This window comes from Microbacterium sp. LMI13-1-1.1 (assembly GCF_040815625.1).
Lineage (GTDB): Bacteria > Actinomycetota > Actinomycetes > Actinomycetales > Microbacteriaceae > Microbacterium > Microbacterium forte.
Genome location: NZ_JBFPNL010000007.1, coordinates 69760 through 89522, shown reverse-complemented (window position 1 = coordinate 89522; position 19763 = coordinate 69760). Strand labels below are relative to the sequence as shown.

General features: G+C 70.5%; 15 protein-coding genes. 7 read left to right on the top strand and 8 right to left on the bottom strand.

Annotated features, from left to right (window positions below):
• Positions 1 to 40: 40 nt before the first annotated feature.
• Genes MRBLMI13_RS16705 through MRBLMI13_RS16695 form a run of 3 tightly spaced genes read left to right on the top strand, consistent with a single transcriptional unit; the run spans position 41 to position 5036 of the window.
• The gene (locus tag MRBLMI13_RS16705) at positions 41 to 1432 is read left to right on the top strand and encodes an MFS transporter (protein ID WP_367824011.1); all 1392 of its coding nucleotides are present in this window, start codon (positions 41 to 43) and stop codon (positions 1430 to 1432) included.
• Between the two features lie 2 nt (positions 1433 to 1434).
• Complete coding sequence (locus MRBLMI13_RS16700) at positions 1435 to 2973, top strand: FAD-dependent oxidoreductase (RefSeq protein WP_367824009.1); 1539 nt, start codon at positions 1435 to 1437, stop codon at positions 2971 to 2973.
• Positions 2970 to 5036: a molybdopterin oxidoreductase family protein gene (locus tag MRBLMI13_RS16695; RefSeq protein ID WP_367824007.1), complete on the top strand. Its 2067-nt coding sequence runs from the start codon at positions 2970 to 2972 to the stop codon at positions 5034 to 5036. The genes MRBLMI13_RS16700 and MRBLMI13_RS16695 overlap by 4 nt, the downstream gene beginning before the upstream one ends.
• A gap of 13 nt (positions 5037 to 5049) precedes the next feature.
• On the opposite strand, the gene pheA is transcribed toward MRBLMI13_RS16695, so the two are convergent.
• A complete protein-coding gene (gene pheA / locus MRBLMI13_RS16690; RefSeq protein ID WP_042541487.1) occupies positions 5050 to 6000 on the bottom strand; it encodes a prephenate dehydratase in 951 nt (316 codons plus the stop codon).
• Positions 6001 to 6062: 62 nt separating this feature from the next.
• On the opposite strand from pheA, the gene pgm reads away from it, so the two are divergent.
• Positions 6063 to 7706 (top strand): phosphoglucomutase (alpha-D-glucose-1,6-bisphosphate-dependent), encoded by a 1644-nt coding sequence (gene pgm / locus MRBLMI13_RS16685; protein ID WP_367824005.1) that lies wholly within the window; start codon positions 6063 to 6065, stop codon positions 7704 to 7706.
• A 634-nt stretch (positions 7707 to 8340) separates the two neighbouring features.
• Here pgm and MRBLMI13_RS16680 read toward each other — a convergent pair.
• From MRBLMI13_RS16680 to MRBLMI13_RS16650, 7 genes are all read right to left on the bottom strand, one after another.
• Positions 8341 to 9441, bottom strand: a complete 1101-nt coding sequence (locus MRBLMI13_RS16680) for a glycerate kinase (RefSeq protein WP_367824003.1) — start codon at positions 9439 to 9441, stop codon at positions 8341 to 8343.
• On the bottom strand, positions 9441 to 10496 hold the full coding sequence (locus tag MRBLMI13_RS16675; RefSeq protein ID WP_367824001.1) for a LacI family DNA-binding transcriptional regulator: 1056 nt from the start codon (positions 10494 to 10496) through the stop codon (positions 9441 to 9443). Before MRBLMI13_RS16675 ends, MRBLMI13_RS16680 begins: the two co-directional genes overlap by 1 nt.
• Before the next feature lie 81 nt (positions 10497 to 10577).
• Positions 10578 to 11336, bottom strand: coding sequence for a sugar phosphate isomerase/epimerase family protein (locus tag MRBLMI13_RS16670; protein ID WP_367823999.1), 759 nt, complete (start codon positions 11334 to 11336; stop codon positions 10578 to 10580).
• Between the two features lie 327 nt (positions 11337 to 11663).
• Positions 11664 to 12527, bottom strand: coding sequence for a sugar phosphate isomerase/epimerase family protein (locus MRBLMI13_RS16665; protein WP_367823997.1), 864 nt, complete (start codon positions 12525 to 12527; stop codon positions 11664 to 11666).
• Complete coding sequence (locus MRBLMI13_RS16660; protein WP_367823995.1) at positions 12524 to 13696, bottom strand: dihydrodipicolinate synthase family protein; 1173 nt, start codon at positions 13694 to 13696, stop codon at positions 12524 to 12526. The genes MRBLMI13_RS16665 and MRBLMI13_RS16660 overlap by 4 nt, the downstream gene beginning before the upstream one ends.
• Before the next feature lie 2 nt (positions 13697 to 13698).
• The gene (locus MRBLMI13_RS16655; RefSeq protein WP_367823993.1) at positions 13699 to 14862 is read right to left on the bottom strand and encodes a Gfo/Idh/MocA family protein; all 1164 of its coding nucleotides are present in this window, start codon (positions 14860 to 14862) and stop codon (positions 13699 to 13701) included.
• Positions 14863 to 15192: 330 nt separating this feature from the next.
• Complete coding sequence (locus tag MRBLMI13_RS16650) at positions 15193 to 16143, bottom strand: LacI family DNA-binding transcriptional regulator (protein WP_367824212.1); 951 nt, start codon at positions 16141 to 16143, stop codon at positions 15193 to 15195.
• 167 nt (positions 16144 to 16310) lie between these two features.
• Here MRBLMI13_RS16650 and galT point away from each other — a divergent pair, with 167 nt between their 5' ends.
• The 3 genes from galT to galE all read left to right on the top strand — a co-directional run bounded on the left by galT (position 16311) and on the right by galE (position 19757).
• Entirely contained in the window at positions 16311 to 17534 is a 1224-nt protein-coding gene (gene galT / locus MRBLMI13_RS16645) for a galactose-1-phosphate uridylyltransferase (RefSeq protein ID WP_367823991.1), read from the top strand.
• A complete protein-coding gene (gene galK / locus MRBLMI13_RS16640; protein WP_367823989.1) occupies positions 17531 to 18715 on the top strand; it encodes a galactokinase in 1185 nt (394 codons plus the stop codon). Before galT ends, galK begins: the two co-directional genes overlap by 4 nt.
• Before the next feature lie 64 nt (positions 18716 to 18779).
• On the top strand, positions 18780 to 19757 hold the full coding sequence (gene galE, locus MRBLMI13_RS16635; protein WP_367823987.1) for a UDP-glucose 4-epimerase GalE: 978 nt from the start codon (positions 18780 to 18782) through the stop codon (positions 19755 to 19757).
• The last annotated feature ends 6 nt before the right edge of the window (positions 19758 to 19763 follow it).

Genomic DNA, 19763 nt, shown 5'->3' with positions numbered 1-19763 from the left:
ACGTTCAGAGCATTCACCCTCTCGAACGCCAGGAGCCGCGATGTCACAGACCACCGGAACACGCAGCGTCGATGCCCCCGCCGTCACGCTCACCCATCGACCCGGTCGCTGGATCGACGGGTGGAACCCCGAGGATCCGACGTTCTGGGCCGCCGAAGGCAAGGCGATCGCCCGCCGCAACCTGGGCTGGTCGATCTTCGCCGAGTTCCTCGGGTTCATCATCTGGCAGCTCTGGAGCATCGTCGTCGTGCTGCTCCCGGCCGCCGGCTTCACGCTCAGCACCACCGAGTCGTTCTGGCTGATCTCGCTGCCGAGCCTCGTCGGCGCGACCCTGCGATTCCCTTACACGTTCCTCGTCGCCCGCTTCGGCGGACGCAACTGGACGATGGTCTCGGCCCTCCTGCTGCTGATCCCGGCTGTCCTGCTCGGCATCGTCGTGCAAGACCCCGAGACCCCGTTCGGCGTGCTGCTCGCCGTGGCCGCCCTCGCCGGCTTCGGCGGCGGCAACTTCGCCAGCTCGATGGCGAACATCACCTACTTCTTCCCGCAGAAGGAGAAAGGCTGGGCGCTCGGCCTCAACGCCGCCGGCGGCAACCTCGGCACGTCCGTGGCGCAGCTCGCGGTGCCGATCGTCGTCTCGATGACCGCCGCCTTCACGTTCAACCTCTCGCTCGCCGGGTGGATGTGGGTGCCGCTGATCCTGGTCGCCGTCTGGGGCGCCTGGCGCCACATGGACAACCTCTCGTCCGCCAAGGCCGACTTCGCCGGAGCCGCCGCCGCCCTGCGCGAACCGCACCTGTGGGTGCTCTCGCTGCTCTACATCGGCACGTTCGGATCGTTCATCGGCTTCGCCAGCGTCTTCCCGAAGCTCATCGCCGACACCTTCCCCGAGTTCTCGACCTTCCAGATCGGCAGCGCCTCGATCACACTGGCGTTCCTCGGCGCGCTGGTCGGTTCGCTCGCCCGCCCCTACGGCGGAAAGCTCGCCGACCGCTTCGGCGGTGCGCCGATGACGATCGCGGCCTTCTCGCTCATGATCGTCGGAGCCCTCTCGCTGCTCGTCACCCTCGAAGCGAACAGCTTCACGCTCTTCCTCGGCTGCTTCCTGCTGCTGTTCGTCGCCGCGGGCGTCGGCAACGGCGCGACCTACCGGATGATCCCCAACGTCTTCGCCGCGCGAGGAGCCGCGACCGCGGGTGATGCACTCGCGGTCAGCGCCCAGCGCAAGGGTGCGGCCGCCCTGGGCCTGATCTCGGCGATCGGCGCCTATGGCGGATTCGTGATCCCCCAGGTGCTCGCCGCGGCGAAGAGCGGCACGGGGTCGTACGCCCCGGCGTTCGGCGGGTTCGTGGCCGGCTACGTCGCGCTGCTCCTGATCACGATCTTCGTCTACCTGATCCCCCGGGCCTCCCTCGCCGGACACCGGATCTGATCATGACCGAGCGCATCGTCGTCATCGGCGCGGGGCCCGTCGGCATCCGCTTCGCCGAGGAGCTCCTGCCCCTCGTCTCCGGGGGCCGGGCGACGGTGACCGTGCTGGGTGCGGAGACGGCGAATCCCTACAACAGGGTGCTCCTCGCGGAGCTCGCGGTCGGCGAGGCCTCGGCCGACGAACTCACCCTGGCCACCGCAGCGGGCCTTCCGGGAATCGATTTGCGTCTCGGAGCGCGAGCGGTGCGCATCGACCGCGAGGCGCAGCTCGTCGAGCTCGCCGACGGCTCGGACGTCGGCTATGACCGGCTGGTGCTCGCGACCGGCGCGCGATCGATCGTCCCGACACTCGACGGACTCGACACGCTGGGGCCGGACGGCACGGGCCTCGACATCAGCCTCACCGCGGGCGTCTGCGTGCTGCGCGACCTGGCGGATGCCGAGCAGGTGCGGGCCGTGGTCGAGCGCGGCGGCCGGGTGGTGGTGCTCGGGGCCGGCGTGCTCGGAATCGAGCTCGCGATGCTGCTCGCCGATGCGGGTGCCGTGCCCTCGGTCGCCCACTTCGGCCCGATGCCGATGCCGCGTCAGCTCGACCGCGGATCGGCGAGCATCCTCTCGACCGCCCTCGCCTCCGCCGGCGTCACGCTCGTGCCGCACACGCGCGCCGAGGGCGTCATCGGCGTCGAGGACGACGGCATCCGCCGGTTCCGCGCGCTGGCCAGCTCCGACGGCAAGCGCATCGAAGGCGACCTGCTCGTGCTGTCGTGCGGGGTCAGGGCGCGCACCGAGCTCGCCGAGGCGGCAGGACTGCGCGTCGGCAACGGCGTGCTCGTCGACAGCTCGCTGCGATCGTGGTCGGATCCCCGCATCCATGCGATCGGCGACTGCGCCCACATCGCCGACCCCGCCGAGCACCTGCACGAGCGCCAGGTGCCCGGCGGACCGCACGGCCTCATCGGCCCTGGATGGCGGCAGGCGAGCTGGCTGGCCGCGACCATCGCCGCCGAGCTGGACGGCATCGGAGACGCCGACGAGTTCGCCGACGAGCATCCGGGGGTCGTCGTGCTGAAGGGCGAGCTGGTCGACATCGCCTCGGCAGGCGACGTCTCGGCCGACCCGTTCGCGCCGGTCCCTGCGGGCGAGGGTGCGCCGGGCATCGCGGTGTGGGCCGACCCCGAGCACGGCACCTACGTCAAGATGGCGACGCGCGACGGCATCCTCACCGGATTCGTGGCGGTCGGGATGCCGCGGGCCGCCGCCGAGCTGAGCGTGCTGTATGTGCGCGGCGGCGAGCTGCCCGCAGACCGATCGCTGCTGCTGCGCCTCGACGATCCGGATTCCGACGTGGTGGCGCCTGCCGGTCGCGACGCGACCCTCTGCATCTGCAACGCCGTCACCGTCGGGCAGATCGAGGATGCGATCGACGACGGCTGCGGCTCGGTCGCCGCGATCGGGGACTGCACGCGCGCCGGCACCGGATGCGGCGGATGCCGAGCCAGGATCACCGAACTGCTGCACGACCGCGCGGAGGCCGTCGCATGACCGACACCCACTGCCCCTACTGCGCGCTGCAGTGCGCGATGACGCTGACTCCCACCGCGGGAGAAGCCCTGCCGGTGACCGTCGCGGGCCGCGACTTCCCGACCAACCGCGGCGGTCTGTGCAAGAAGGGGTGGACGGCGGCGGAGCTGCTCGCCGACACCGGGCGCCTCACCACTCCCCTGGTGCGGGGCGACGACGGCGAGCTGCATCCGGCGGAGTGGGACTCCACCCTCGACCTGATCGCCGCGCAGCTGGAGCGGATCGCCGCGGAGGACGGCCACGATGCGATCGGCGTCTTCGGCGGCGGCGGCCTCACGAACGAGAAGGCCTACCAGCTCGGCAAGTTCGCCCGCATCGCGCTGCGCACCTCGCGCATCGACTACAACGGCCGCTTCTGCATGTCGTCCGCCGCGGCCGCCGCCAACCGCGCCTTCGGGATCGACCGCGGTCTCCCCTTCCCGCTGACCGACCTCGACACCGCAGAGACGGTTCTCCTGCTCGGCTCGAACGTCGGCGACACCATGCCCCCGTTCGTGTCGCACCTGCAGGGCGCCAGGGCACGGGGCGGCCTCATCGTCGTCGATCCTCGCCGCAGCTCGACGGCCCGGCTGTGCGCCGACGGGGCCGGCATCCATCTGCAGCCGGTGCCGGGCACCGACCTCGCTCTGCTGCTGGCACTGACCCACGTCGTGATCGCCGAAGAGCTGTACGACTCGGGCTACGTGCGGCAGCGCACCTCGGGCATCGATGCGCTCCGGCAGTCGGTGTCGGCGTGGTGGCCCGAGCGCGCCGAGACCGTCACAGGGGTGCCCGCGCGCAGCATCCGGGATCTCGCCCGCCGGCTGGCCGAACCCGGCTCGACGTACATCCTCACCGGCCGCGGGGTCGAGCAGCACGTCGACGGCACCGACACCGCGACCGCTGCCATCAACCTGGCGCTGCTGCTCGGACTGCCGGGCACTCCGGGGTGCGGCTACGGCACCCTCACCGGGCAGGGCAACGGGCAGGGCGGACGCGAGCACGGGCAGAAGGCCGACCAGCTGCCCGGGTATCAGTCGATCACGGACCCGGCGGCGCGCGCGTCCGTCGCGGCGGTGTGGGGTGTCGACCCCGACGATCTCCCCGGCGCCGGTGTGCCGGCCGTCGAGCTGCTGCAGACCGCCGGCCTGCCAGGCGGCGTGCGAGCCCTGCTCGTGCACGGCTCCAACGTCTTCGTGTCTGCACCCGACGTCTCGACGGTGCGAGAGGCCCTCGGCCGGCTCGACCTGCTCGTCGTCGCCGACTTCTTCCTCTCCGAGACCGCGAAGGCCGCCGACATCGTGCTGCCCGTGCTGCAGTGGGCCGAGGAGGAGGGCACCATGACCAACCTCGAGGGCCGGGTGCTGCGTCGCCGACGGGCCGTCGACGCCCCCGCGGGAGCCCGCAGCGAGCTGTGGATCATGGCCGAGCTCGCCCGCCGCCTCGACGCCCCCGGCGTCTGGAGCCTCGACCCCTCAGAGGTGTTCGACGAGCTCGCCCGCGCATCGGCCGGCGGCCGCGCCGACTACTCGGGGCTCAGTCACGCCCTGCTCGACCTGGGCATCGAGGCGCACTGGCCGTTCCCGATCGGCAGCCTCGGCACGCCCCGTCTGTTCGCCGACCGGTTCGCGCACGCCGACGGGCGCGCAAAGCTCGTGGCGGTGCGGGCGCGGGCGCAGCAGACGCCGAGCGCCGACCGGCTCACACTGATCACCGGGCGACTGCTCGAGCAGTATCAGAGCGGTACGCAGACCCGCCGCGTCTCCGAGCTGACCGAGAAGCGGCCTTCCCTCGTCGCCCAGCTGCACCCCGCCACGGCGCGTCGCCACGGGATCGGCGAGGGCGACGGCATCCGCCTCTCGAACTCCCGCGGCACGGTGCAGGCGCGGGCCGAGCTGACGCACGACATCAGACCCGACACGGTGTTCCTGCCGTTCCACTACCCCGACGGCGAGAGCGCGAATCTGCTCACCGACGACCGGGTCGATCCGCACTCGGCGATGCCCGAGTTCAAGCGGGCGCTCGTGCAGCTCAGCGCGGTCTGACCCGGGGTCGGTCTCAGTCCTCGGGTTCGCCCGAGAGGATGCCGCGCAGCCAGTCGCGTGCCTCGACGAAGATGTCGTCGGAGTAGCGCTCGGGGTACTGCACGATCTGCCGGTCGGCCCGCGGGTAGGACCCGAGGAACACCACGCGGGGGCTGAAACGACGGATGCCGAGCAGAGCATCGGCCATGCGCTCGTGCTCGATGTGGCCGTCGGCGTCGATCACGAACCGGTAGCGGCCGAGCTCGTCGCCGATCGGACGCGACTGGATCAGCGAGAGGTTGATGCCACGGGTCGAGAACTGCTCGAGCATCTCGAGGAGCGAACCCGGGTGGTCGTTCGGCAGTTCGACGATCAGCGAGGTCTTGTCGGCGCCGGTGGGAGCCGGTGCCGTGGTGGTGCGGGTGACGAGCACGAAGCGGGTGACGGCCTGGGCGTTGTCACCGATGTCCTCGGCCAGCACGTCGACGTCGAGGTGCTTCACGACGCCCGGAGCGGCGATGGCCGCCTGCGCGGGAAGACCGCCGTCGAGCATGCCGATCGCCGACGCCACGTTGCTCGCCGCCGGGACGTGCGAGTGCGTCGGAAGGTGCTCGCCGAGCCAGCCATGGCACTGCGCATAGGCGACGGGGTGCGCGGCGATCACCTGCACATCGGCGAGCGTGGTGCCGCGCGGAGCCACGAGCACGAAGTTCACCGGCACCAGGTACTCGCCGACGATCCGCAGGCCGGGCAGCGTCGCCAGAGCATCCTGCGTGGTCGAGACGCCGCCCTCGATCGAGTTCTCGATCGCGATCATGGCGGCATCGCTACGACCCTCGAGCACGTCGGCGAGCGCCTCGCCGACGTTGTGCACGGCACGCCAGTCCTGGCCTCGCGCTTCGGCGACCTGCTCGAGCGCCGCTTCGGTGAATGTTCCGGCGGGGCCGAGATAGCTGTAGGTGCGGCGTTCAGTCACGCGTTTCACCTTAGGGCACGGGTAGGGGCCCAGAAGATGCGCGGATGCCGAGATGGGGGCAGACTGTCTGCATGACGAGCCGTGCCGGCCTACCAGCCGAAGAATCCGATCTGATCGATGTCGACGAGCTGATCGCCGCGTACTACGATCGCGTCCCCGACCCCGGCGTCGCCGCCGAGCGGGTCGCGTTCGGGACGAGCGGTCATCGCGGGTCGTCGCTCACCAAGAGCTTCAACGAGAACCACATCCTGGCCACCACCCAGGCGATCGTCGACTACCGCGCGGCGCAGGGCATCACCGGCCCGCTGTTCCTCGGTCGTGACACGCACGCCCTGTCGCTGCCGGCCGAGCGCAGCGCCATCGAGGTGCTGGTCGCGAACGGCGTCGACGTCCGAGTCGACTCCCGCGACGCGTGGGTGCCGACCCCGGCGCTCAGCCACGCGATCCTCACCTTCAACCGCGACCTCGCGCCGGATGCCGCCGGCCGCGCCGACGGCATCGTCGTCACCCCGTCGCACAACCCGCCGAGGGACGGCGGGTTCAAGTACAACCCGCCGCACGGCGGACCGGCAGACACCGACGCGACCGGCTGGATCGCCGACCGCGCCAACGAGCTGATCGCCGGCGGTCTGGTCGACGTCAAGCGCGAGCGCTTCGCCGATATCGACTGGGACGCGCTTCCCGGATACGACTTCCGCGACGCCTATGTGCGCGATCTGGCGACCATCATCGACATCGACGCGATCCGCGCCGCCGGGGTGCGCATCGGAGCCGACCCCCTCGGCGGAGCCTCCGTCGAGTACTGGGCGCTCATCAAGGAGGTCTACGACCTCGACCTGACCGTCGTGAACCCCGAGGTCGACCCGACCTGGCGCTTCATGACGCTCGACTGGGACGAGAAGATCCGCATGGATCCGTCATCCCCGTCGGCGATGGCCTCGCTGGTCGCCAAGAAGGCCGACTACGACGTGCTCACCGGCAACGATGCGGATGCCGACCGCCACGGCATCGTCACCCCCGACGCCGGGCTGATGAACCCCAACCACTACCTCGCGGTCGCGATCGACTACCTGTTCTCGCACCGCGCCGAGTGGCCGCGCGACGCCGCGATCGGCAAGACCCTCGTGTCGTCGATGATCATCGACCGCGTCGCCGAGTCGCTCGGACGCCGCCTGCTCGAGGTGCCCGTCGGCTTCAAGTGGTTCGTGCCCGGGCTGCTGGACGGATCCGTGGCCTTCGGCGGCGAGGAGTCGGCCGGAGCATCGTTCCTCCGCAAGGACGGCACGGTGTGGTCGACCGACAAGGACGGCATCCTGCTGTGCCTGCTGGCGGCCGAGATCATCGCCGTGACGGGCAAGACCCCGTCGGAGCGGTACGCCGAGCTGGAGCAGGCCTTCGGTTCGTCGGCCTATCAGCGGGTCGACGCCCCGGCGACGCCGGCGCAGAAGGCGACGCTCGGCAAGCTGGCGCCGGATGCCGTCTCGGCGACGACCCTGGCGGGCGAGGAGATCACTTCCAAGCTGTCGCACGCACCGGGCAACGGCGCCGCGATCGGCGGTCTCAAGGTGCAGACCGAGCACGCATGGTTCGCCGCGCGCCCGTCCGGCACCGAAGACGTCTACAAGCTGTACGCCGAGAGCCTGCGCGGCCCCGAGCACCTCGCCGAGGTGCAGGCCGAGGCCCGCGCCGTGGTGTCGGCCGCCCTCGGCGGCTGACCCGGCGTACCGCTTCCGTCCGTCTTCTGCCCCCGCACGCCGCCCGTGCGGGGGCAGAAGTGCATCCGGGGTCGAGCATGCCGGGGTCGCGCATGCCGGGGTCGCGCATGCCGGGGTCGCGCATGCCGGGGTCGAGAGAATCCGGGATCGGAAGCGCCTGGGCTCCGCGATGCGAAAGCGCCCCCGCCTGGCGGACGCCATGCGCAGGCCGGGTCGAAACAGCCACCCAACGCCGGTGCGAGGTCGAGAACACACCCGACGCAGCGATTTCGGATGCGCTTTCGACCACCGCAGACCGTGGCTGCGCGCCATCCCGGGTTGCACAGACGTGCGTGGTCGAAGAACCACCGGAAACGGCCGCCTGGGATGTGTTTTCGACCACTGCAGACGGTGACTGCGCGCCATTGCGGGTTGCACAGACGTGCGTGGTCGAAGAACCACCGGAATCGGCCGCCTGGGATGCGTTTTCGACCGCCGCAGACCGTGACTGCGCGCCACCGGGGGTTGCACGGACGTGCGTGGTCGAAGAACCACCGGAAACGGCCGCCTGGGATGCGTTTTCGACCACCGCAGACGAGCGCGATCGGATGCTGCGCGGGGCAGCCCGAAGAGCAGAGGCGGCAGCAGCGGCCGGTCAGACCGAACTGGCGAGCAGCGCGCCGGCCTCGCGCAACCAGCGCGCAGGCTCCGCGAGAGCGGCATCCGGCGATCCGGCGATGTCGGTGAGAGACGCGGATGCCGCGAACAGCGACACATCGGAGTCGGCGGTGATGCGCCCGGCCGCGAGCAGTGCAACGGCCCCGGCCGATGCCGCGAGGCCGGCGATGAACGAAGGCACCTTGCCGTCGCCGGACTGACCGTCGTACGAACCCTCGCCCGTGATGACGATGTCGGCGTCGGAGATCGCGTCCGCGAGTCCGATGAGCTCCGCCACTTCGGCGGCTCCGGGAGCGAGTGCCGCTCCCCAGACGACGAGCGCACCACCCGTGCCGCCGGCGGCTCCGGTGCCGGGCAGAGCGGCATCAAGGCCGAGCAGGTCGGCGAGTCGGGCGAGCCCGGCATCCACGTCTGAGAACTCGGAGGCGTCGAGCCCCTTCTGCGGCCCGAACACGGCGGCGGCACCCCGAGGGCCGACGAGCGGGTTGGTGACGTCGGTGAGCACGCGCACCTGAGGCGCGGTGCGCAGGGCGCTCAGATCGACGGATGCGATGTCGGCGAGACCGCGCGCACCGCGGACGACGGACTCACCGGAGACGTCGAGGAATCGTGCACCGAGTGCGGAGAGCATCCCGGTGCCGCCGTCTGTCGACGCACTCGATCCGATGCCGACCACCAGTCGTGTGACGCCGTGGTCGAGGGCCGCGGCGATCGCCTGACCGAAGCCGGTGGTGTCGGCGTCCCACGGGCGCAGGTCGTCGAGAAGTTCGATGCCCGAGGTCGAGGCGAGGTCGATGACGCCGGTGCCGCCAGGAGACCCGGCGGATGCGGGCAGCAGCAGCCAGCTGGTCTCCAGCGGCACGCCAGCGGGCCCGTCGACGACGACCGGCATGCGTCGCGCCCCCGGCACGGCCGCGGCGAATGCGGCGACCGTGCCCTCGCCGCCGTCTGCCATCGGTCGGTGCACGAACGTCGCGGAAGGATCGACCGACGCCCAGCCCTCAGCGAGGGATGCTGCCGCATCCGCCGCGGTGATCGTGCCCTTGAAGCTGTCCGGCGCCAGCACGACGCGGGTCATCAGGCGATACCGGGGGTGCTCGACCGCACGATGACCTCGAGCGGCAGCGCCGCCTGCTGCCAGTCGGCGTCGACCGTCGCTCGGAAGGCCTGGTAGCCGACCTCGCTCAGCGGCACCCGCACGGTCGTGAGCGCCGGCGTGACATCGCTCGACGACGGCACATCGTCGAAACCGCAGACGGCGATGTCGGAGCCGATCTCACGACCCGCGTCGCGGATCGCCGACATCGCACCGATCGCGACGACATCGCTCATGCCGAACACGAGAGTGCCCGGCTCGACGCCGTCGGCGAGCACCGCCGACATCGCCTGCACACCGGATTCGCGGCGGAAGTCGCCTCGGATCAGCCGATCGATCGTGCCGCCGCCTGATTCGAAGCCGGCGCGGAATCCGGCGAGACGCTCGTCTGAGGTCAGGACTCCCTCCGCCGCACCGATCGCGATGGCCGAGCGGTAGCCGAGCGACGCCATGCGGCGGCCCAGCGCCTCCGCACCGGCGCGGTTGTCGATCTCGACGTGGCGGTTCTCTGCACTGCCGGCCCCGAAGGTGACCACCTGCCCGCCGAACCGGGCGTACTCCGCGAGCTCGCGCGAGGTGTCGGAGTCGGTCGGCTCGTTCGTGCGTGAGGCGGCGAGGATCAGGCCCTGGGGTCGCTGTCCGCGCAGCGCGCGCACGATGCGCGCCTCGCGGGCCGGGTCGCGCTCGGTGATCGCGATCGTGACGACGAGACCGTGCTCGTCGGCTCCGCGAGCGACGCCCGCGGCGATGAGTCCGAAGTAGGGGTCGGCGATGTCGGCGACGAGCAGCGCGATCACGGGTGAGCTGCCGCGGGCGGTGGCCTGAGCAGACGCGTTCGCCGTGTAGCCCAGCTCGGCCGCCGCCTGCTCGACGCGCTCACGGAAGGACTCGGCGACCTTGCGCTCGGATCCGTTCAGAACGCGGGATGCCGTGGCGAGGGAGACCCCGGCCTCTCGGGCCACGTCGTGCAGGGTCGGGGCTGCGCCTCGGGAGTGCCGCGGCTGACGCGCCCGGGAAGGGCTTTCCTGCTGACTCATGCCCCGAGCATACTGTGCGATGCGGGCGGCGCCGAGGAACGGTGGGCGGCGGCATCCCGAGTGCTGACGTGCATGCCGGCCTCAGAGCGAGAGGTACGAGCGGAGCGTCGCGGCCTCGCCACGCAGCATCGTCGAATCATCACCGGGCACGAATTCGAGTAGTGCGTCTCTCGGGGGCGTGGGCGCAGACTGCGCCTCTCCGAAGAACCGGGTCCAGAGGGCATCACGTGCCCGCAGCGGCAGCCGGTCGTGGTCGGGCCACCACGAGAACACGTGCGCGGCGCTCACATGGTCTGCGATCGCGCGATACTCATCGAGCACCGCGTCGACCGCGGCACCGACAGTGGGCTGCCAGTAGGTGCTGAGCGTCGGCCTCGCGACCTCCTCGAGCACCCGGAGTGTCGTCGGCGCGGTGTCGGCGAGCGTGCCCGAATGGAACTCGAGCGCAAGGGACATGCCCCGCGCGCTCGCCTCGTCGACCGCATCCTGCAGTCGGGCGATCGTCGCCGCCCAGTCCTGCGGTGCGGCTTCGTCGGATCCGATCGACCCCGCCCAGACGCGCACGCGGTCGACGCCGAGAGCCTCGGCGGTGTCGAGCACCGGAGTGACCGCCTCGTCGGCACCGGCGCGGAAGTACGAGCCGTACGAGCAGCACACCAGCCCGGCGTCCGTCGTCAGCCTCGCCGCCCTCACCGCCTGCTCGACGTCCCCGGCCGGCACATGCTCGTCGGCGCCCCACTCGATGACCTCGAGTCGCGCCTCGGCTGCGAGCTCGACGACGCGTTCGACGCTCAGCGACGCGAAGGTCACCGAGCAGAGTCCTGGCCGGATCGTTGTCATGGGTTCATCCTCTCAACGGTCTGCGTGGGTGTCTCGGGGGTTGCGCCCGGCGGCTCTCGTTGTGTCAGCGCTCTGCGCCGCCTGCAGGATCGAGGCACGGATGCAGGATCGGAATCGTGTTCCGGCATCCGTGCCCTGGTCCTGCAGGTGGCACGCCGACCGATTCCGATCCGGGCCGCCGTCCGAGGAGCCCTCTGCCGCCTGCAGGATCAAGGCACGGATGCAGGACGAGAAGCCGTGTTCCGGCCCGGCATCCGTGCCCTGGTCCTGCACGTGGCTCGCCTGTCGCACTCAAGCGACCCGCCTTCGGCGATCGAGTCCTCGACGTCAGCGCAGGTGCGGCGAGACCGTGGCACCGAAGGTCTCGGCCGTGCGCCGCACGACGTTCTCGGGAGCATCCGCCCAGATGTCGGCATTGAAGATCTCGACCTCGATATCGCGGTCGTATCCCGTCTCGATCACGGCGCGGGTGAGCGCACCGAAGTCGATCACGCCGTCGCCTGTGTAGTGCCGCGACAGCAGCACGTCGGCGGCGAGCGGGGTCTTCCAGTCGCACACCTGATAGGTCGCGATGCGGCCCTCTCGACCGGCGCGCGCGATCTGCTCGAGCACCTGCGGATCCCACCAGATGTGGAACGTGTCGACTGCTGCGCCCACGACATCGGCGTCGAAGTCGGCGGCGATGTCGAGCGCCTGGCCGAGCGTCGAGACGACAGCGCGGTCGGAGGCGTACATCGGATGCAGCGGCTCGATCGCCAGCGTCACGCCCGCCGCCTTCGCGTCGGAGGCGAGCACGCCGATCGCGTCGCGCACTCGTTCGCGCGCGCCGATCAGATCGCGAGAGCCGGCGGGGATGCCGCCGGCCACGAGCACGAGGACCGCGGTCGACCCGTCTGCACCCACGGCGGCGAGCGTCGCGGTCTCTTCGATCGCGCGGCGGTTGTCGTCGAGTGCCGCGACGCGCTCCGGCCCCTCGGGAAGGGTGAAGAACCCGCCGCGGCAGTGCGTCGTGAATCGCAGCCCCGAGTCCTCGAGCATGCGGGCGGCGACGTCGAGCCCGACCTCGTTCACGGGCTCGCGCCACAGACCGATCGCCTGGATGCCGGCATCCGCCGTCACCCGCAGCGCTGTCGCGAGGTCGGCGTGCTTGATGGTCGCCTGATTGATCGACAGGCGGGGATCGACGATCATGCATCCACCCCGTTCAGGCGCAGCATCCCGTGCCAGCGCTCGCGCGCGAGTTCGGGCTTCTCCAATGCGAGCGACGCGTTGGCCAGCTCGACGATGCGGCTGAGGTGCGGAAGGCTCCGCGCCGAGTGCAGACCGCCGACCATCTGGAACGCGGGCTGATGCCCGTTGAGCCAAGAGAGGAAGGCGACTCCGGCCTTGTAATAGAACGTCGGAGCGGCGAATACCTGGCGGCTCAGTTCTTCGGTCGGTCCGAGGATCTCGAGGTAGCGGGCAGGGGCTCCGGCATCCAGCGCCTGGATCGCTGCGGACGCCACCGGGGTGATCGCCGCGAACGCGCCGAGCAGCGCATCGGAATGCCCGTCGCCCTGCCCCACGGTGTCGCCGCCGATGAGGCCGACGTAGTTGAAGTCGTCGCCCGTGAACATGCGCACGCCCTGCGGAAGCTGCTCACGAACCGAGATCTCGGACTCGGCGTTCAGCAGGCTCATCTTCACGCCCGCGACCTTGTCGGGCTGCTCCCCGATGATGTCGAGCAGCACAGCGGATGCCGTCTGCCATTCGTCCGCGCCGAAGTAGCCGGCGAGCTCGGGATCGAAGGCCGTGCCGAGCCAGTGCAGCACGACCGGAACCGTGGCCGACGACAGCACTTCGCGGTAGACGCGACGGTAGTCGTCGGAGCTCTCCGCGACGCGGGCCAGGTGGCGCGAGGCCATGAGCACGGGGCCCGCGCCCTGCTCCTCGGTGAAGTGCAGCTGCTCCTTGTAGGCATCGATCACCTGGTCGAGCGTGATGTGCGACTCGGCGACGTGATCGGTGTTGACGCCGACCACGACGGAGCCACCCTCCTCGCGGGCGACCTCGGCGCTGCGTGCGATGAGCTCGCGCGTCGCCGCGGCATCCAGGCCCATGTTGCGCTGCGCGGTGTCCATGGCATCGGCGACGCCGAGTCCCCACGAATACACGTTGCGGCGGAACGCGAGCGTCGAATCCCAATCGATGTCGGCGGGCTGGCCGGGGGTGTTGTCGGCGTGCACCTTGGGCACGACGTGGGCTGCGGCGTAAGCGACGCGGCTCTGCAGCGGCGAGGACGGTCGCGAGTACCCGCCGCCCTCGCGCAGCTCGGCATCCGTCACCGCGCCCGCGGTGTCGAGAAGTCGGAGAGTGCTCATGCTCAGCCCAGCGTCAGCGGCTCGAGCGCGACCTTGCGGCCCTCGGCGCTGGAGGTCAGACCGGCCTCGGCGAACTGCACGCCGCGAGCACCCGAAAGCAGGTCGAAGGGGTACTTCGTGCCCTCGACGAACGAGACCAGGTACTCCTCCCACTGCTGACGGAAGCCGTTGAGGAAGATGTCGTTCGTGGGCACCTGCTGCCAGTCGGCGTCGTAGTCATGACTGTCTTCGAGGTCGGGGTTCCACACCGGCTTCGGCGTCGCGTTGCGCGGCTGGATCTTCGCGCCGAAGAGTCCGACCACGGCGGATCCGTGGGTGCCGTCGACCTGGAACTCGACGAGCTCGTCGCGGTTCACGCGCACCGTCCAGCTCGAGTTGATCTCGGCGATGATGCCGCCCTCGATCTCGAAGATGCCGTATGCCGCGTCTTCGGCGGTGGCGGTGTAGTGCTCGCCGTTCTCGTCCCAGCGGTCGGCGATGTGCACGGCGGCCTGCGCGTAGACGCTCTTGACCTCGCCGAACAGGTTCTCGAGCACGTAGTTCCAGTGCGGGAACATGTCGACGATGATGCCGCCGCCGTCTTCGGTGCGGTAGTTCCAGCTGGGGCGCTGCGCGGGCTGCCAATCGCCCTCGAACACCCAGTAGCCGAACTCGCCTCGCACCGACAGGATGCGGCCGAAGAAGCCCGAGTCGATCAGGCGCTTGAGCTTCTGCAGGCCGGGCAGGTAGAGCTTGTCGTGCACGACGCCGGTCTTGACGCCCGCCTCATCGGCGAGACGCGCGAGCTCGAGAGCCTCGTCCAGCGACTCGGCGGTGGGCTTCTCGGTGTAGATGGCCTTGCCTGCCGCGATCGCCTTGCGAAGAGCGGAGGCACGGGCCTTGGTCACGAGGAAGTCGGCGTAGATCTCCCACTTCGGGTCGGCGAGGGCCGCGTCGAGGTCGGTCGTGTAGTCCTCGATGCCGTGCTTGGCGGCGAGCTCGGCGAGCTTGGCCTCATTGCGGCCGACGAGCAGCGGCTTCACCGTGATGCGGGATCCGTCGGGCAGCTCGATGCCGCCCTCTTCGCGGATCGCGAGGATCGACCGCACGAGGTGCTGCCGGTAGCCCATGCGCCCCGAGACGCCGTTCATGATGATCCCGATCTGGCGGGTTGTCGTCTGCGACATTGCTGGTCCGTTCTCTTCTTTCAGATCCCGCATCCTCTGCGGGGAAACCCCTGTGTGCGATCCGGCGCGGGTAAGCGCTTTCCGTCAGCATGCCACGCCCGAGGCTTATGTGCAAGCAGTGGGGAAAACGCTCTCCCTTAGTTCTGCGACGGGTCTCGCTGGGCGGGGCCGGGTGCAGAGGTCAATTCCGCATCCGAACCGGCCTGTTCCGGTGCTTTTTCGACCCCGCACCGTGCGCCAGATGCGTTTTTGGCCCCACACCGTGCGCCGGGCGCGCTTCTGACCCCGCAGGGCGAGACGGGCGGCTGCCCGCGTGAAGAACCGAGCGCCTCAGCGGGTGCTGGCGCGGTCGATCAGAAGAGTCGGGACGACAGCGGATGCCGCGGCGCCCGGCGTGCCCTCGATCTCGGCGACGAGCAGACCCACGGCGCGCTGCGCGAGAGCCGTGAAGTCCTGGCGGATCGTCGTCAGCGGAGGCCGGTAGTTCGCGGCATCCGGCACGTCGTCGAACCCGACGACGCCGACGTCTTCGGGAACCCGCCGCCCCGCCTCGGCGAAGGCCCGCAGCAGCCCGAGCGCCATCTGGTCGTTGGCGCAGAAGACGGCGGATGCTGCGCGCAGCGCCTCCCCGGCGACGAAACCGGCCTCGGCCGTCCAGTCGCCGCGGACGACGGGCGCCGGCTCGATGCCCGCGTCCGCGAGAGCCTGCCTCCACCCGCGCTCGCGTTCCGCCGCGGCGAACGACCCGGAAGGCCCGGCGAGATGGTGCACGGTCTCGTGACCGAGGCTCAACAGGTGGGCGGTCGCCGCGGCGGCGCCCCCGACGTGGTCGCTGTGCACGACGGCGAGCTCGGCTGACGCCGGCGCATCGACCACGACCAGTCGCAGACCGGGCGGGCGTTGGGCTTCGGGAACGAGAGCGGACGCCTCGTTCAGCACGATCGCCCCGTCGACCTCCTGCTCGGCGAGCCGCTCGAAGGCGTCGGCGACGCTGTCGCCCGCCGTCACGAGGGTGAGCGCATAGCCGCGTTCCGCCGCTGCCTCGGCGGTGGCCTGCAGCATCCGCGAGTTGCCGACCGTCGCGAGAGTGGTGACGACGAGCCCGATGGTCTGCGAGCGGCCGGTGCGCAGCGCCCGCGCGGCGCGATGCGGGCGATAACCGAGCTCGGCCATCGCCGTCTCGACACGTTCACGGGTGGCGGGGTCGACGCGGGGGCTGTCGTTGACGACGCGTGAGACGGTCTGACCCGAGACGCCGGCGCGAGAGGCGACCATCGCCATCGACACTCGACCCGATGCGGGGCGATTCCGGCGCGGCCGGTCGCCGCGGAGCGCGAGGTCGTCGCTCATCGGCATCCTCCACCCATCACTCGGTCCGTCTCCGTCGAAGTCCGTCCACAACTCTCAGAATGTTGACGTTACCACGACGATGTGCGTACCATGTTTACGTGAACACGCACGAATCTCCTGAGTTGCGAACCGAGACTCTCTCAGCCGGAATCATCAAACGGGCCACCACGCTCGCCGACGGCCGCGAGCTGATCTACTTCGACGACCCCGACACGACGCTCGGTGCCGAGCGCGCGGTCGACGCACGCACCCTCGATGCCCGCGGCGAGACCGCCACGATGCGCCTCGACGTGCTGACGGGCGACTGGATCACCGTCGCCGCGAACCGGCAGAACCGCGTGATGATGCCGAGCCCCGACGCCGACCCGCTCGCTCCACAGTCGCCGACCAACCCGTCTGAGGTGCCGTCGCTCTACGACGTCGCCGTGTTCGAGAACCGCTCGCCCGCGTTCGGCCCTGCCCTGGCCGAGGCCACCGGCACCGCCCCCGCAGCGAGCAACCCTCCGCGCGGACTCGACGACCTCAGCGCTCTGGGCCTCGGCCGCACCCGCACGTCGGTCGGTCGCTGCGAGGTCGTCTGTTTCAGCCCCGAGCACACCGGATCGTTCGGCACGCAGTCGGTCACACGCGCCCGCACCGTGATCGAGGCCTGGGCCGACCGCACCGCAGCGCTCTCCCAGCTCCCGGGAATCCAGCAGATCTTCCCGTTCGAGAACCGCGGCGAGGCCATCGGGGTCACGCTCCCCCACCCCCACGGCCAGATCTACGCGTACCCCTACGTGACGCCGCGCACCACGCGGCTGCTCGACTCGATCGACCGCACCGCTCCCGACCTGTTCCAGCACATCCTCGAGTCCGAGCAGGCGTCCGAGCGCGTCGTGTTCCGCGGAGAGCACTGGACGGCCTTCGTGCCCTTCGCCGCCCGCTGGCCTCTCGAGGTGCACCTGATGCCGCACCGCCACGTTCCCGATTTCGCCGAGACGACGGATGCCGAGCGCGACGAGCTCGCTCCCCTCTACCTGCGCCTGCTCCGTGGCGTCGACGCGCTCTACGACACCCCGACCCCGTACATCGCCGCCTGGCACCAGGCTCCCGTGAACGTCGGTCGCGACAGCGTGCGGCTGCATCTGCAGCTGACCAGCCCCCGCCGGGCCGCCGACAAGCTCAAGTTCCTCGCCGGCTCCGAGGCCGCGATGTGGGCCTGGGCCGCCGAGGTCACCCCCGAACAGGGCGCCGCCCGCATCCGCGAGGCCATCGCGAAGGCAGACGCCACCCACGCATCCGCAGACACCGCAGACACCGCAGACGAGGCATCCGCATGACCACCACCATCGAGGCCGCGACGGCGCTCTTCACCGACCTCACCGGCCGCGCCCCCGACGGTGTCTGGTCGGCGCCGGGACGAGTGAACCTGATCGGCGAGCACACCGACTACAACGACGGCTTCGTGCTGCCGTTCGCGATCCCGCACCGCACCTACGCGGCCGTCGGGATCCGCGACGACGGCCTCGGCCGAGTGCGCGTCGCATCGACCTTCGCCGATGCACCGGTCGAGGTCTCCCTCGTCGAGCTCGACGACTTGTTCCCCACCCCGTCCGGCACCGCCCCCGGTGTGCCCGAATGGGCCGCATACCCGCTCGGCGTCGCCTGGGCGCTCCGTCAGGCGGGTGCGGACGGCCGCGGCCTCGACATCGCGATCACCTCCGACGTCCCAGTCGGCGCAGGACTCTCGTCGTCCGCCGCGATCGAGAGCGCCACGGCATCCGCCCTGAACGACCTCTGGGCCGCCGGACTCGACCGCACCGCCCTCGCGCGCGTCGGCCGTCGAGCCGAGAACGAGGCAGTCGGCGCTCCGACCGGCATCATGGACCAGATGGCCTCGATGCTCGGCGAGCCCGACGCGGCGATCTTCCTCGACTGCCGCTCGCTCGACGCGAACCTCGTGCAGGTCGGCATCGCCGAGGCCGGCCTCGCGATCCTCGTGATGGACACCCGCGTCAAGCACGCCCACTCCACCGGCGGCTACGGCGAGCGCCGCGCCGCCTGCGAGCGCGGCGCCGCGATCATGGGCGTGCCGAGCCTGCGCGACGTCTCGGTCGACGACCTGGCCCGCGCCGAAGAGCTCATGGACGACGTGACCTTCCGTCGAGTGCGCCACGTGGTCACCGAGAACCAGCGCGTGCTCGACACTGTGAAGGTGCTGCGCGAAGAGGGCCCCCGATCCATCGGCGACCTGCTCGTGGCCTCTCATGCCTCGATGCGCGACGACTTCGAGATCTCGGTGCCCGAGCTCGACACGGCGGTCGAGGCCGCCCTCGCCGCCGGAGCTATCGGCGCTCGGATGACCGGCGGCGGGTTCGGCGGAGCCGCGATCGCGCTCATCGAGCAGGATGCCGTGCAGCAGGTGACGGATGTTGTGAACGCCGCGTTCGCCGCATCCGGGTTCACGGCCCCCGTGATCTTCACCGTCACCCCGTCGGCCGGAGCGCGCCGCGACGCCTGACCGGAGTCAGGGTCTGCTGATCGCGACCTGAGATACTGAACACTTCCCCACCCTGAGGAGCACAATGTCCTGGATCGTGACCGGCGGCGCCGGCTACATCGGCTCGCACGTCGTTCGCGCACTGTCGGATGCGGGGCTGACGCCCGTCATCCTCGACGACCTCTCGAGTGGCGTCGCATCGTTCGTGCCCGAGGGCGTGGCCTTCGTGCAGGGCAGCATCCTCGACCGCGAGCTCGTCGAGAAGACCCTCCGAGACCACCACGCCGAGGGCGTCATCCACGTCGCCGGATACAAGTACGCCGGGGTGTCGGTGCAGCGTCCGCTGCACACCTACGCGCAGAACGTCGAAGGCACCCGCGTGATCCTCGAGGCGATGGAGGCCGCGGGCGTCGCCAACATCGTGTTCTCGTCGTCGGCCGCCGTGTTCGGCACCCCCGATGTGGCGCTCGTCGTCGAAGACACCGCCAAGAAGCCGGCCAGCCCCTACGGCGAGTCGAAGCTGATCGGCGAATGGCTGCTGCGCGATCAGGCGATCGCGACCGCCGAGTCCGACAAGCCGCTGCGACACACGTCGCTGCGCTACTTCAACGTCGTCGGCTCCGCAGACCCGACCGTCTACGACGTGAGCCCGCACAACCTGTTCCCGATCGTGTTCGAGAAGCTCCTCGCGGGAGAGACCCCGCGCATCAACGGTGACGACTACGACACCGAAGACGGCACCAACGTGCGCGACTACGTGCACGTCGGCGACATCGCGGCGGCCCACGTCGCCGCAGCCCAGCGCCTCGCCACCGGCGCGCCGATCGAAGCGGCCTACAACCTCGGTTCGGGCGACGGCCTCAGCGTGAAGCAGATCATGGATGCCGTCGCACGCGTCACCGGCATCGACTTCACCCCCGAGATCGGCCCCCGTCGCCCCGGCGACCCCGACCGCATCGTCGCGACCGGCGAGCTCGCCGCGCGCGACCTCGACTGGAAGATGCGGTACACGGTCGACGAGATGGTGCGGACGGGGTGGGAAGCGCGTCGGGCCGCGTCCTGACGTCAG